This is a genomic window from Nocardia cerradoensis NBRC 101014 (assembly GCF_000308535.1).
In the GTDB taxonomy this organism is placed as follows: Bacteria; Actinomycetota; Actinomycetes; order Mycobacteriales; family Mycobacteriaceae; genus Nocardia; species Nocardia cerradoensis.
In genome coordinates this window covers 1-14,270 of record NZ_BAFW01000350.1, presented here as the reverse complement: position 1 = coordinate 14,270, position 14,270 = coordinate 1, and the positions used below count along the sequence as shown (strand labels likewise).

At 69.4% G+C, this 14,270-nt stretch carries 12 protein-coding genes; 10 read left to right on the top strand and 2 right to left on the bottom strand.

From position 1 onward, the window contains the following. Positions 1-1,167 (top strand): C40 family peptidase (locus ON23_RS39000; protein ID WP_218001133.1); only part of this gene is annotated, 1,167 nt, incomplete at its 5' end. A 12-nt stretch (positions 1,168-1,179) separates the two neighbouring features. Here the strand turns inward: ON23_RS39000 and ON23_RS29840 are convergent. Further along, positions 1,180-2,112 (bottom strand): lytic transglycosylase domain-containing protein, encoded by a 933-nt coding sequence (locus ON23_RS29840; RefSeq protein ID WP_039782457.1) that lies wholly within the window; start codon positions 2,110-2,112, stop codon positions 1,180-1,182. 257 nt (positions 2,113-2,369) lie between these two features. Further along, positions 2,370-3,545 carry a DUF4226 domain-containing protein gene (locus ON23_RS36260; protein WP_051043555.1) on the bottom strand — a complete coding sequence of 392 codons (1,176 nt, stop codon included), beginning with the start codon at positions 3,543-3,545 and terminating at the stop codon, positions 2,370-2,372. A gap of 573 nt (positions 3,546-4,118) precedes the next feature. Between ON23_RS36260 and ON23_RS29830 the strand changes: the two genes are divergently transcribed. The 9 genes from ON23_RS29830 to ON23_RS36255 form a co-directional block, all read left to right on the top strand. Next, a complete protein-coding gene (locus tag ON23_RS29830) occupies positions 4,119-4,700 on the top strand; it encodes a hypothetical protein (protein ID WP_039782452.1) in 582 nt (193 codons plus the stop codon). A gap of 12 nt (positions 4,701-4,712) precedes the next feature. After that, positions 4,713-6,437 (top strand): hypothetical protein, encoded by a 1,725-nt coding sequence (locus ON23_RS29825; protein WP_039782451.1) that lies wholly within the window; start codon positions 4,713-4,715, stop codon positions 6,435-6,437. Positions 6,438-6,460: 23 nt separating this feature from the next. Further along, positions 6,461-7,990, top strand: coding sequence for a PE domain-containing protein (locus ON23_RS29820; RefSeq protein WP_039782450.1), 1,530 nt, complete (start codon positions 6,461-6,463; stop codon positions 7,988-7,990). Continuing rightward, a complete protein-coding gene (locus ON23_RS29815) occupies positions 7,987-8,334 on the top strand; it encodes a YbaB/EbfC family nucleoid-associated protein (protein WP_039782448.1) in 348 nt (115 codons plus the stop codon). The genes ON23_RS29820 and ON23_RS29815 overlap by 4 nt, the downstream gene beginning before the upstream one ends. Continuing rightward, positions 8,331-9,083, top strand: coding sequence for a hypothetical protein (locus ON23_RS29810; protein ID WP_063821361.1), 753 nt, complete (start codon positions 8,331-8,333; stop codon positions 9,081-9,083). Before ON23_RS29815 ends, ON23_RS29810 begins: the two co-directional genes overlap by 4 nt. A 27-nt stretch (positions 9,084-9,110) precedes the next feature. Next, positions 9,111-9,461 (top strand): hypothetical protein, encoded by a 351-nt coding sequence (locus tag ON23_RS29805; protein ID WP_039782447.1) that lies wholly within the window; start codon positions 9,111-9,113, stop codon positions 9,459-9,461. A 32-nt stretch (positions 9,462-9,493) separates the two neighbouring features. After that, entirely contained in the window at positions 9,494-9,799 is a 306-nt protein-coding gene (locus ON23_RS29800) for a hypothetical protein (RefSeq protein WP_039782446.1), read from the top strand. Positions 9,800-9,804: 5 nt separating this feature from the next. Then, positions 9,805-12,432, top strand: a complete 2,628-nt coding sequence (locus ON23_RS29795; RefSeq protein WP_039782445.1) for a hypothetical protein — start codon at positions 9,805-9,807, stop codon at positions 12,430-12,432. Between the two features lie 97 nt (positions 12,433-12,529). Beyond that, a partial coding sequence (locus ON23_RS36255) for a type VII secretion target (RefSeq protein ID WP_245556180.1) occupies positions 12,530-14,270 on the top strand: 1,741 nt, incomplete at its 3' end.

Sequence of the window (14,270 nt, the reverse complement as noted above, 5' to 3'; positions counted from 1 at the left end):
TCGGGTGTGGGGGCCCAGACCGTGGGAACCGGTGGCCCGGTACAAGCGGCCACGCCCGGTAGCGGTGCGGGTGCCGTTCCACCGCAACCGGCGGCCGGACGCGGCGCGGACGGGCACGACGGCGGCGGCCTCGATCCGGACACCATGATGTCGATCCTGCCGGCCGCGATGATGGGCATGAGCATGCTGCCCATGCTCGCCTCGGCGCTGTCCGGCCTCGGTAAGGGCGGCGGCGGAAACGGTTCCGGCACCCAGCAATCCGGCTCGGGCGGCACGCTGACCCCCGAGGCGCAGCAGGCGCTCGACGCACTGCAGAAACTCAAGAAGACCTACGGCGACGAGGGGAAGGACCCTACCGGCCCCAACTCCGGCGGCAGCGGAAAACAGCTCGACACCAGCACCGGGTCCGGCACCAGCGCCGGCACCGGGAAGACCGCCGCACAGATCAAGGCACACCAGCTGTTCCAGCGCAATGCGGCCACGGCGTTCAACACCCTCGACAACGACCTGGTCAACTACATGCGCCGACTCGCCGGCAAACACAAACTCGACAAGAAGGCCGTCACTCAACTGCTGCGCGATGTCGACACCGAGCTGGCCGAACTGGGCTCGGCGGCCTACACCAAGGCCGGGCAGATGAAGGTGCACGACATCCTCACCAAGGCCCTCGAGAAGGCCACCCGCATCGTCAGCGGCGGCAGCGCGAATTCCAAGGAGGCCGCGGCCGAAATCAACCGCCTCACCACGCAATACATGTACAACCTGGCCGGCAAGACGTTCACCCAGCAGGCCGGCACGACCGCATCCTCGGCGGCGCTGAAGGCCGTCCAAGTGGCCAATGCGCAGCAGGGCCGTCCCTACGTCTGGGGTGCGGAAGGTCCCGATTCGTTCGACTGCTCCGGCTTGACGCAGTACGCGGCACGGGCCGCGGGTGTGCAGATTCCGCGGGTCGCCGCGGCGCAGTACCGCCAGCTGCCGGAGGTCCCCCCGAACGCCATCCGGCCCGGCGACCTGATTTTCCCGCAGGCGGAGTTCAACAACGGCAATCCCGGTCACGTCATGATGTACATCGGCAACGGCCAGTGCATCGAGGCGCCGAAACCCGGAACCGTGGTGCGCAAGGTCAATCTGCCCAGCAGCTATCACGCCACTCGCTGGGCGAAGTGAACGGCCCGGCGTTCAGTAGCCGACGTAGCCGGTCCCTCGGTGCATGCCCACGATGCCCGGTACTCGATCGACCGATCCGTAGCGATGGATCGCGTACCGGACACCGGCGATGATGTTGTCGACCGGATTCCAGATATCCCGGTGTCCCGGAAGGGCATACGCGTCGAACGTCGGATCGATGGTCTGCATCAGACCCTTGGACGGCGTTCCGGCCGCAGCATTGCTGTCCCAGTTGTTGATCGCGTGCGGATTCCCGGCGGATTCGTGCGCGATGATGGTGGCGATATCGGCCGGATCGATCCGGCTGGTGTCGTAGCCGTTCTGGCGCAGAATCTGCATCGCCTGGTCGATCCATTGACCGACCGCGCCGGCCGGCCGCGTTCCCGGAGGCCCGCCGCTCGCGCTGGCCGCTCGATACACCCGGGCCGGGCGGCCGCCACCGGAGTCCCGGATATAGCGTGCGGCGAGCGCGTTGATCTGCTCCGCGCTGACCGCCGACTGCGCCTGCCCGCCACGCAGAACCGAACCGGCGCGCTGGAGGGCGGCATCCAGTGCGGCGACCACCTGACTCTGCGCGGCGGCGCCGGTGCCGACCTTGCCGAGCGCGGTGAGCGCGGCATCGGTCTCGGCGATGATCGCGGCGATCGCCGCCCGCCCCGCCATGGTGTCCTCGACCGTACTTCCGAGAATGCGGCGCAGTTCGATATTCACCTCGCCCAAGGCGCCGGACTCGGCCGTATTCGACTGGCGCACAGCGGAATACTGTGCTCCGGCGCCGCTGTCCCAGGCGATGGGGCCGGTCGGCGCGCCTGTGTCGGCGAGGGTCGGCGGCGCTGCGGATCGGCCCGTCTCCGCGCTCGGGACGCCCTCACCGAAATGGCCGGCCATCGAATTCAACGTGCTCATCGCGGCCATCGCCAGTGGGCCCGCCGCCCCGGCCAGCATCGCGATATCCGAACCGCCGGCGAGTGACGCGGCCGCAGCGGTGCTCGCCGACGGAACGGCGGCGGGGAGCGCCGGTGAGCTCGGGGGCGCGACAGTGGCGGCTCCGGTGCCCGGCAGCGTCGAGGGAAGACCGCCGCGAGGTCGCGCGGGTGCCGGCGCCGGAGATCGGCTTGCGCGCGAACGGGGTTCGGACGTGGCGATCCCGGTCTGGGGTCCAGCGCCGCCGGTCGGTTCGGCCGTATCTCGCGTCCCGGCCATCAGTAGCCCCGATAGGCTTGCCCGTTGCGAACGGCCACCACACCCGGCACATTGCTGACCGAGCCGTAACGGGAGATCGCGTACCGGACTCCCGCGACGATATTGTCGACCGGATTGTAGATGTTGCGATGGCCGGGCAGCGCGTACGAATTGAATGTCGGGCCGATGGTCTGCATCAAGCCGATCGACGGAGTTCCGCTGGCGGCGTTGCTGTCCCAGTTGTTGGTGGCCGACGGATTACCACCGGATTCGTACTGGATGATGATCGCGATCGCCTGCGGATCTATGCGGCTCGTATCGACCCCGGCGGCGGCCAGCACCCCCAGCGCCTGCTCGATCCACTGCCCGACGGTGCCACCGACCTTCGTCCCGGATCCGCCCGAGTGTGAAAGCTGTTGTCCGGCCAGGTTGTACATGTATTGCTTGGTGAGGCGGTTGATTTCGGATGCCGCCTCCTTGGAGTTCGCGCTGCCACCGCCGACGATGCGAGTGGCCTGTTCGAGCGCCTTGGTCAGAATGCGGTGGACCTGGAGTTGCCCGGTCTTGGTGTAGGCCGCCGATCCGAGCTGGGCGAGCGCGGTATCCACATCCCGCAGCAGCTGGGCGACGGCCTTCTTGTCGATGGTGTGCTTGCCCGCATGGCGACGCATGTAGTCGACGAGATCGTTGTCGAGGGTGTTGAAGGCCGTGGCCGCATTGCGCTGGAACAGTTGATGCGCCTTGATCTGCGCGGCCGTTTTCCCGCTGCCGACGCTGCTGCCCGACCCGGTGCGGGTGTCGAGCTGTTTTCCGCTGCCACCGGTTTCGGGATCGGTCGGCGCCTTGCCCTCGTCGCCGTAGGTGTCCTTGAGTTTCCGCAGCGCGTCGAGGGCCTGCTGCGCTTCGGGCGTCAGCCCGCCGCTTCCGTTGCTGCCGGTTCCGTTACCGGAGCCGGATTGCTGTGCGCCCGAACCGTTCTTACCGAGGCCGGCGAGGGCGGAGGCGAGCATGGGCAGCATGCTCATGGCGGGCAGCATCGCCGAGGTGAGGGCGCTGGGGTCGGACATCCCGCCGTCCTCGGCCTCGCCGTCCCCGACCGCCGTCGCCGTGGAGCGCGGGGTCACGAGGCCCGAACCGGCGGCGCGCACGGGCGCCGGGGCCGCGGAGTCCGTCGCCGGGGTCGTCGCCGATTCCACGGATGCGGTCCGGCCCGCCGCCCAGGGTGATGTCGTCGCGGGGGACGCCGGGACGGACGATGCGGCCGGTACGGTGCGCGGGCCGGAAGTCGCTTCGGGCCGAATCGAATCCGAGACAGGCGTTGCTGCTGCGGTGTCGGATGCCGCCGGGCTGCCGGATACCGGTAGACCGGCACGCCCCGGGCTCTGCCGCGCCGGCCTGGACCACGGCGTCGGTCTGGTCGATTGCCCCTCGCCCGTCTCCGAGCCGGATTCGACCGGCTCCGGGGTGTCCTCCGGTACGGTGGCCTGCCATGTCTCCGCGCTGGTCATCGCGGCTCACCTCGACGCACGTGGCATCGGAAACCGTTGCGCGACAGTCTCTGTCCTCGGCAGGTCACTACGGAGAGTCGTCACAACGCGCACTCCTCCCGAACGCCCGGATCGTCCTGAATCATCCTGACTGGTGCGGCTGCGATGCTCACTTCCCAGTCCTGGGAATCATCGACAATGAACTCGTCGTGAGTGTCGCAACAACCCAACGTCGCGGCTGTTCGGTTCGAGTCCGGGTGCTCGTCGCAGATAGGTGATCTCATGAGTTTTCTGGGGCTCAGCTTGAAGGACGTGGTCGTCGGTGCGGTCTCCGCGATTCCCGTGGTCGGCGCGGTCGCGGGCGCCGCGACGGACGGGATCTGGACGGGAATCGAAACCGGCAGTGTGACCGACGGACTCAAGGCCGCGGCGATCACCGGCGCGCTCGCCGCGGTTCCCGGAGGCAAGATCGGCAGTATGTTCGGCGAGAAGTTGCTCGCCAAGGGTCTGCTGGGCAAGGGCGTCGGGCTGATCGGCAAGATCCCGTTGAAAACCGTCAAGAATGTGGCCGCTCGCGGTGGCGGTAAAGGTCTGCAGAGATCGCTGGGCCGCGCGGTACTGCGTGGCGCCGGTGGAACTCTCGGCAGTGCGATCTACAACCCGGAAGCCGATGCCGGGGCGCCGAAGATCAAGGCTATTCCGGTCCGTCCGGCCGGTGCGGATCTGGCCGGGAACAGTTTCCGTGACAGCCCGGCCGCCACATTGAACTACCAGGGCGGCACCGTCGCCCAACAGCCGACGACCACGACAGGGATCACGGAGCAGCCCGCCCCGGACGCTACGCCGCGTGCGGTCCCGGTGTAGGTGTGACATCAGATGGCAGAATCCTCCACGAAACAGATGCCGCCGCTGCTGGTGCCGGACGACTTGGGCGTGAGCCCGCAACCGTATCCGCAGGACGCTCGGTTCAAACTCCAGCCGGCGACGCTCAATCTCATGGACGTCCAGCTCGTCACGGTCGTGGTCGGATTTTGGAAGGCGTACGGTTCCGGCGATATCAAGGAGCTTCCGAAGGCCGAAGACATCCCGCAGGTCAGCTTGAATATGGGGGATCTCAGATCCGACGCGATGAGTAGCTACCAACTTCTCGCGTTCAATCTGCAGTCGGCCTTCGAAACCATGCTCGACGCACACAACAAGGTCTTCGACAAGGTCACCAAGACCATCGAGGACCGTCAAGCGAGTCAGAACAAGGTCGCGGACTGGATCGAGAAGCTCAATGTCAAGGCGGCCGAGCCGCCTGATGACGGTCAGAACGAGAACGAGTACATCATGACCTACGTCGCCGATGGCCTGAAATCGGGTGAGACGATCATGAACGATGCGAAGGGCAAGCAGAAGGACAACGGCGATGGCGTGGAGACCGAAGCGGACAAGCTGAAGAAACTCACCGAGCAGGTCAAAACGCTGACGGAGCAGAACAAGTCTCTCCAGCAGCAGCTCGCGGCCGCCAAGGGCAACGGTGGTGGCGGCGGCGGTGGTGGGGACACCACCTACGATCCCAACCTGCTCGGCCAGCAGGGCAGTGGCGACGGCTCCTACACCCCCATGGATTTCGGCCTCGACGGCACCGGCACCGATCAAACCGGCACCGGCACCGGCGGTTCGCTCACCGACGGATTGTCCTCCGGCTCGAATTCGGCGTCGGATCCCAGTGGGCTGGGTACCGGTTCGACGAGTGGCACGAGCCCGATCTCGGCCACTCCCGCCAGTATGACCTCACCGGATTCCGGAATGAGCTCTCTCGGTTCGGGAATGGGCTCGGGCATGGGCGGTATGGGCGACATGATGAGCCAGATGCTGCCGATGCTCGCTCAGATGCAGATGATGCGCCAGATGCAGGACCAGGGTCTCAACGGTCGCAACGGCGGACTGCAGCCCACCTATCCGCAGCAGCCCGTGGTCTCGGCGCAACCGGCGGCCGCGACTCCGCAGCAGACCCAGCCGGCCGCGTCGCCCGCATCCGCGACCGCGCAGTCCGATGCGGCGCCGAAGGGCGCGTCGTCCTCGCAGAGCCAGCAGGCCGGTGCGGTGCCACCGGGACGCACCCCCGGTGCCGACGGCACCGTCGAATATCCGTTCCCCGACGGTCGCACGCAGAAGGTGTCGCTCGTCGTGGCGCAGGCGCTCGACGCGGCGTTCGGCAATCACGGCGGCACCGACGCGCAGAAGGCGTACGAGAAGACGACCGCGAAGTGGACCGACAACAAGCAGATCGGCGATCACATCGATCCGAACCAGCTGATGACCGGCGACGTCGGTGTCTGGGAGAAGACCACCGCCGTGCTCGTGGTGTTCGGGTCCGGCACCGACGGCACGATCGAAGCGATCATCGACGGCGAGCTGCAGAAGCTGGACTCCGACAAGATGGACTCGATGTCCGGAAAGGCCGGGGAATTCGGCACATTCACCGAATTCCAGCATCCGCGCGGCATCGAGGCCACTGCCCCCGACCACCAGGCGGATTCGGCGCCGGGGATGCCGATGCCCGGAGATCAGCAGGGCGGGGTGTTGTCGGCCGCGGTCGGGACGCCGACCTGAGGCTGTGGTGAGAGGAGGCAGGTGTGGCGTTACAGGTCGATCCGACCGAGCTCGCCGCCGCGGCGGCGGCACTGGCCGAGCTGGCGCGAGGCACCGGTGCGTCGATGCCCACGGGCTGGGTGCTGCCCGCGGGTAGCGATCCCATTTCCGCACAGGCGGTTCCGCAGCTCAACACCCATGCCGCCAGCCTCATGAACGGGATGGCGGGCATTCTGCACGAGGTGCACCGGACGGCACACAAGATCGGCGAGGCCGCGCAGCGCTACACCGACGCCGACGACGAGGGCGCACGCGCCATCGGCGGGCCGGGCGGGGAGGTGCTGGCGAACCCGGTGTCCGACATCGATCCGCCGGCGCTGCGCCGCCCGCCGAGTTTCGGCCTGCCCACCTCGGGTGGTGCGGTGGATCCGCTGACCTTCGCCCAGCAGCTGCGGGCGGGACCCGGTACCGGACCGGCCACCCGGTTCGTCTCCGACGTCCGGAACTATCTGGGTACCACACATGCGGCGGCGCTGACCGGTGTCGACGGCGCCGCTTCCGTGATGCAGCACTGGACGCCGGTCGGCTCCGACGCCGCCGCGCGGCTGGGCCGCCATCGCACGTGGCTGGATACGCTCGGCTCCACGCTGGGCAAACTCGCCGACGGAATCGACACGTACACCAAGGCTTTCGACACCGCGAAAGCCAAACATCCCACCCCGGAGGAGATCATCGCCGCGCGCAAGGAACTGGTGCGGTCCATGCGGTCGAAGAATCAACTCGGAATTCAGGCCGCGCTGGCGAAATTCCAGGAGCAGAACGCGCGGTCGGCGGAGACGATCGGCTCCTACTACTCGACGGTGGGTGTCGAGCAGGCCCAGAATGCCGGGGATTCCGAAACCGGAACGGCGGCATCGACATCCGGGCAGTCGAACGGTTCGGGCGACAGCAGCCAGATGATTAGCACGCTCGCCTCGATGCTGCCGACGGTGATGAGTGGCATGATGGCCGCCGGCATGCCCATGATGGGCATGAACGAATCGAACGATCTCGGCACGGGCTCCCTCGACGACTACGGTTACGGCGATTACGGATACGACACCGGCGGGGGCGATTACGGATATTCCGGTGGTGGTGGCGGCGCCGGCGCGGATGTGACCCCGATCGGAGATCTCACCAGCGCGATCGGTTCGGCGACGTCCTCGCCCGTCGCGGTCGGGCCGATGCCCACGGTGGGATCGGCCACGGGAGCGGTGAGCAGTGTGTCGTCGAATCTGCCGCGCACGCCGGTCATCGAATCGCTGCAGAATTCGGCCGGGACGGCGGCGCGCGCGGCCGGTACCGGTTCGCCGATGATGCCGTACATGCCGATGTCTCCCGGCATGGGCGGTGGCGGTGCGAACAACGAGCGCAATCGGGTGGTGGCCTGGCATCCCGACCGCCTGATGTACGTCGACGACACGCCACATACCGACGCCGTGATCGGCGAGAAGCCCACCATCGCGCCGACCGTGACACCGGCGACACCAGGACCGGCCAACCAGGCTCCGACGCAAACCGGAGGTTCCGCATGAGTGATATCCATCCCGAGGTGCAGGCGGCCCTGGACGCCGCACGCGACCTCCGGCACAAGATCGCCGACCTGCGCGAGAAGATCGACGCCATCCGCGCCCGCCGGCCCTCGCCGAGCGGTGCGGTCATCCCGGAGGTCGACGCGATGGGCCGGCTCACCGATCTGTACTTGGCACCGGGCACCGTGGACCGGTTCGAGTCGCACGAGCTGGTCGCGGAGATCATCGCCGCGATCCGGGAGAGCAGTGCCGACGCCGGTCGTCAGTACGAGCTGCTGATGGCGCAGGATCCCTGGGGAGACGCGTCGGATGCGTCGCAACCCGCTGTGCCGGAGCAGGTTTCGTGACCGATCCGGGAGGTGTGACCGTCGCCGACACCGTGCGCTGGCTGCACGGTGAGGGTCTGGTGCGATTGGCCGGACTGGCCGAGCGGACGCCCGATCTGCTGGCCGCCTACACGATCGACGTGGCCACGGGCACCGTCAACGCCTATCCGGTCACCGGGGCCGGCGCCGGGTCGGCGGCCATGACCTTCGCCGCCGACGATCTGCCCGATCCGGTGGGCACCGCGCGCCGGCTGGTCGTCGTCGGCGTCACCAGCTCGCAGGCGGTATTGGTGGTGGATCTGGCGGCGTCGCTGGCGATTTCGATCACCTCCGCGCGTCCCGAGCCGGCCGCGCGCTCCTGGGTCCTGCAGTTGCTGCTGAACCCGGAGGTGACGATCACCACCAACAGCGCCGAGCTGACACCGGCCTCGGATCCGCGCTGCCGCACCAGTTTCATACCGGGCAGCAGTGCCACGATCGTCAACGTCGACGATATGCAGCCGCCGCTGACGACGATCACACTGAACCCGGCCACCGACGGCCCGGACCACTTGGACGTCGGACCGGACGGCACCGGGGAAATGTATCTGGGGACGAGGTTCTGGCAGCTGCACCAGGTCATGACCGTCGGCGACGAGGCGTGGTCGGCCATCTCCGCCCGGCTGTCGGGCACGGCCGACGATGCGGTCGCCTCCGGGCAACCGCCCGGCCCCGCCGTCTCCGCGCCGCCCGGGCGAGTGTCCGCCCCGGGCGTCGTCACAGGTCCCTAACTACGCATCAACGACAGGAGTCCGACCATGTCCGATTACGACGACTACGACGAGGACGACCTCGCTCCGCCCGCACCGGATTGGCAGAACCGCGTGTACGAGGTGTTCAACCCCGACCACACCGTCGGCGTCGCCTGCGATCGTGACGGTGAGGTGGTCGGACTGCATCTGACCGACGACGCGCGCGAGAACGGCGATACCTGGCTGGCCGCCGAGATCCTGCGACTGGCCCGGCTCGCCCATACCAAATCGCGGGTCGGCCTGCGGTCGGAGATGGAGTACAACGGCACCCGGCCGTACACGATCGACTCCTTCGATCTGCCCACCGAATCCTCCTACCGTGCCATGGAGATCGCCGAATTCGGCACCAATTCCTGACCAGCCAGTCACTTTCGAGACAGGTCCCCGCCATGTTGGATATCGACGATCCCGATGACGTCATCGCCGTCTCGGGGCAGGTCGCAGCGGCCACATTTTCGTTCGCCGACCAGGTCGGCGCCACCACCGGCGGCTGGACCGTCGACGAGCGCCCGGCAGCACCGCTCGACTTCCGCTTGAAGGGCGTCTTCGATCAGGTCACCGGCTGGTTCGAGACCGCCGCCACAGACCTGCGCGGCCGGACCCACGCCACCCATACCCGCGCCCACGGCACCGCGACGGGCCTGAAGAACGCCGATATCGACGGCGGCGGACACGTACAGTCCGAATCGGTCTGATCCGCATGAACCCGGAGCGCGAAAGCCCGTACTGGAAGGCCATCGTCAGGGACAACTGGCCGGAGATCTCTCCGCGCACCTGGGGCCGACTGGAGGCGCTGGCGCGCGAGGGAGCCGAGGCGCTGGATCCCGCGGAGGCCGATCGCATGCGGCGCGCCTTCGACGATCGGGTCCGCTCCAGCGCGAGCCTGCAGCCGATCAAGGACGAGCTGCTGGCGCAGCAGGGCACGCTGCGCGGATTCGTCGACGCGCTGGTCGCGGCGGCCGACACCTTCGGGCAGATGTCGAGTCTGGTCGACCGCACCCGCGACCGGATCCTCAACGCCGTCGACCGCGCATTGCGCAAGATCAGTGCGGCGCGGGCGGCCGCGGCGGCGGCGCGGGAGAAGGAAGAGGAAGCCGGCGGAGACGGTAGCGAGGCGGACGCACGCCTCCGACGCGATATCCGGAGGATCCTCGCCGAGGCTCGCGCCGAGGTCGACGATATCGCGGCGGCGGCGCTGCGCGAGGTCGGACCGCAGGGCCTGCCGGAATTGGCGGCGATCGCGGCGGCGCTGGGGCAACCCGGGCCGTGGCGCAATGGGCCGGAAGGCTCCGACGGCCCCGGTGCTGGGCCGAGATATCGGTCGCCGCACGCGGGAAGTGACGGGCCGGGTGGGCCCGGCACGCACGGGGTCCGATCGTTGCCGCAGGGATTGCGGCCCTCTGGCGGACCGTTCGTTCCCCATCTGCCGAGCCTGCAGGATCTGCGGGACCTCCTGCGGCCCAACGAATCACAACTACCGCTGTCCCGGCTTCCGGGCTGGGACATCATCGCGCCCGACGAGGTGGAACCGGGCATCGGCCACGCGCCCGCGCCGGAGGACGGGACGTCGGCCGGACCGGCCGTGCAGGTGCAGCCGGGCTCCGGGCCGGCGCCGCAGGCCGCGCCGACGGGGGGCGGACGTTCGCTCGGGCCGATGGCCGCCTCGCAGGCGGACGGCGGGCCCCCTGCGGCCGAGGTGGTCGCGCCGGAGCATCGTGCGGTGGACGCGGCACCGGAGCAATCGGATACCATTGCGGCGCAGCCAGTTTCGCACACCGAGATCGACAGCGACGACAGCCGCGCCGGCACCGCCGATTCCGGTGCCGAGCGGCGGACCGGTGAATCCGGCGCGCCGGATCTCACGGCCGGGCCCGGCCGCCGCACCGATGACACCACCGGATCGGAGAACCCGCCGTCGTGGGGCGTGGCGGCGGGTATGGCGGCGCAGATGCCGATGTTCGCGGCGCAACAGCCGACGTTCACGCCGGACCGGCCGCCGGTCGTGAATTCACCCGCCGCCGCGGGGGCCGGGGCGGATCCGCGGGCGACATCCGCGCCGGATTCCCGGAATGCCATTGCGGCACCGCGGGTTACGTCAGCACCGGGTGGGTCTCCCGGTGCGGTTCCCGGTGTGTCCGCGCCCGGCGTCACGGCGCCACCCGCCGCCGGGCCCGCGAAGAGTCAGCCGCCGGGCCGCCATACCGGCGAGGCGGGAGCCGGCGCCGACAAGGCCACCGGCAGCGAGAAATCCCCCGACAAAGATGACACCACCGGCAGTGGCGACCTGGTTCGCGATGCCGTGGGCGCCGCGATGGCCGCCGCGGCCGCACCCACCTTCATGCTGGGTAAACGGGTGGACGGTGATCTGGTCCTGGCACGCAGCCTGCTCGCTAGCCTGCTCGCCGCCGCCGGCGCACCCGCCGTCGGTACCGAGTGGGCGGTGTCGATCATGCGCCACGACGGCGGCGTGAGCGCGTTCGTCACGTCCAACGACGGCCGCGGCTGGCTGCCGCCCGGTGTCTTCCTGCCCCGCGAACTGTCGACACCGTGGGTGTGGTCGGTGGCCGAGGGGCCGGCCTGGGAGGGTCTGGCCGATCCGGCCCGGGTACTCGCCGAATTCGCGCTGAGCTGGGGGCGGCGCACCGGGGCCCGGCTGTCGGCGCTGGTGTCCTCGGCCCCCTTCGACGAGTTGCTGGCCCGGCAGTTGGGCGAGGTCGCGCTCGAAGGCTCGGTCGAGCCCGGCCCGACCATGGATTTCTCCACTCCCGCACCGGGTTTGGCCGACCGCCTGGAGCTGGTGACCGCGCCGCCGGTCCTCGAACGGGTCGCCGCGATCCCCGCGGACCGGATCGGCAGCCGGGGTCTGGACTTCGCCTACGACGCGCATCAGCGGCTCGCGGTGTCGGGTCCCGATCCGTTCGCCTCCCTGGGCGCCGCCGAACTCCGGCATCGCATCATGCAGACGATCCTGCAGGGCGGTCCGGTGCAGGCGCAGTGGTGGGAGCAACTGTTCGACGCCGACCAACTCCTGGCGGCCTCCATGCTGCCGCTGCTGGCCGACGTTTCGCGAGTTCCATTGGGGGAGTTGCGATCCGAGCATTCCACGGGCCGATCCGCCACCGATTCGGCCACCCTGCGGCTGTCGGTCGCGCAACGCCGCTGCAACGAAATGGTCCTGCTGATGTCGGGCGAACCGTCCCGGCAGCGGCTACGCGACATCGTCTACGCGCACGGGCAGGTGGCGGAATATCTGGCGGCCGTCCCGGCCGGCACGATCACGCCCGAACCGGTGCGGCGCCCGACGATCACCGCGCCGCCCCCTCGCTAGTGCACAGGATGGCGTGCCGGGCCTCGCCGCGCGCCCTTCCCGCGAGTGGGAAGGCTCGACAATGAGGACGTCACCGGTGGGAAGGATCTGATTCGGCATGTCGGGCAGCATGGAAGTCGACCCTGCGGTCTTACTCGATTTGGCCCTTCAGCACGATCGGGTCGCCGAAGACACCTTGGAATGGGCGAAACCTCCCACCGACTGGTTGCGGGAATTCCCCAATACCTACGGCCATATCGCGGACCCGGTGCTCGGCGCCCTGCAGGATTATTACCAGGCGCGACAGAACGCGGGTATCGCACTGGCCAAGGAACACCGGGACACCGCAGCGAAATTGCGCGCGGCCGCCGCCGCCTTCGAACGCAGCGACGAGGACGGTGCCGCGAACATCCGCCGGTACGACGACACGAACGGATCCGGCGCCGCGCCCTACCAGCAGTCGCCCTCCCTGCCCGGTTCGGGCACCCAGGCACCCACCGGACCGCAGGTCGGCGCGCCGGGCTCCGGGCCCGCCGATGCCGGCGCCCACACGCCCGGTGACACCGGCGCCGACACCCCGATGGGCGTCGCGCCCGGCACCGCACCCGGAACACCCTCGGCCACACCGGATTCGACCGGCACCGCACCCGGAACGGCGCCTTTCGGGGCGGGTGCGGGCACGGGTACCGGCCCGTCCGCCGCCGGAGGTCCGGCCGGACCGGGCGGTGGTCCCTCCGGCCCGCCGTCCGGACCGCTGGGCACGACGCCGCCGTCCGGTGTGGTACCTCCGGGCGGTCCGGCCGGCCCGCCGTCCGGTTTCGGACCCGACGAGCGCGGGCAGGGACCGAACGGCACCACCGCTGCCGGGGATCTGCCGCCGGTTCCGGTGCCGACCCCGTTCGCGGCCGCCGTCGCCAAGGCCAAGGACGCCGAGGCCGAACCGGCCTATGTCGTCGGCGACGCCGTGGACAACGATCTGCTGATCGCCCGCATCCTGCTGGGTGCGGTGCTGGCGGCGGTGGATTCGTCCGTGCTGGGCCTGCACTGGGCCGTGGCGGTGCTGCGCGGCCCCGCCGGCGCCGGTGTGTTCATCACCTCCAACGAGGGCCGCGGCTGGTTCCCGGCCGGGCTGTATCTGCCGCGCGAGGTGTCCTCGCCGTGGATCTGGGACGAGGTGCTCGCCGACGGTTCCGGCGACCCCGCGTCGCCGTGGGAAGGCGTCTCGGATCCGGCGCGGGTGCTGGCGGAATTCGGTCTGGCCTGGGGCCGCAAGGCCGGTGCGGAGCTGACCGCGCTGGTCTCGTCCGGATCGATCGACCACGGACTGCGGCAGCGGTTCCCGAGTGTGGCCATGCAGGATCTGGTCGGCCCCTCCTACGACGTCGACTTGCGCGTGTTCACTCCCGACACCGCCGACCGGCTGGCCCTCGCCGGATCCGGCGAGGCCCTGGAACACGTTGCGGCCGTGCCGGATGCGCAGATCCGCGCGCGCTGTGAGGAACTGGCCACCGAGGCGCATCGGCTGGTCGCCGGCAGCGCTCCCGGCGGGCCCGACGCGGCGCAGTCGCGCGGCATCCGGGACCGGATCCTGTCCGCGCTCGGGGCCGGCCGCCCGATCCCCGCCTCGTGGTGGGAAGAACTCCGCGACGCCGACGATCTGCTCACCGCGGCCATGCTGCCGCACCGGGTCGACGTCGGGCGGGTCGACGTCGGCGAACTGCGGGTCGACGACGAGGCCGCGGCGTTGCGCGCCCTCGTGTTCGAACGTCGCTGCAACGAACTGGTTCTCCTGCTGGCCGGCGAGGCCTCGCGCCAGCAATTGCGCGACGCGGTCTATGCCCACGAGCAGATCGTGAAGC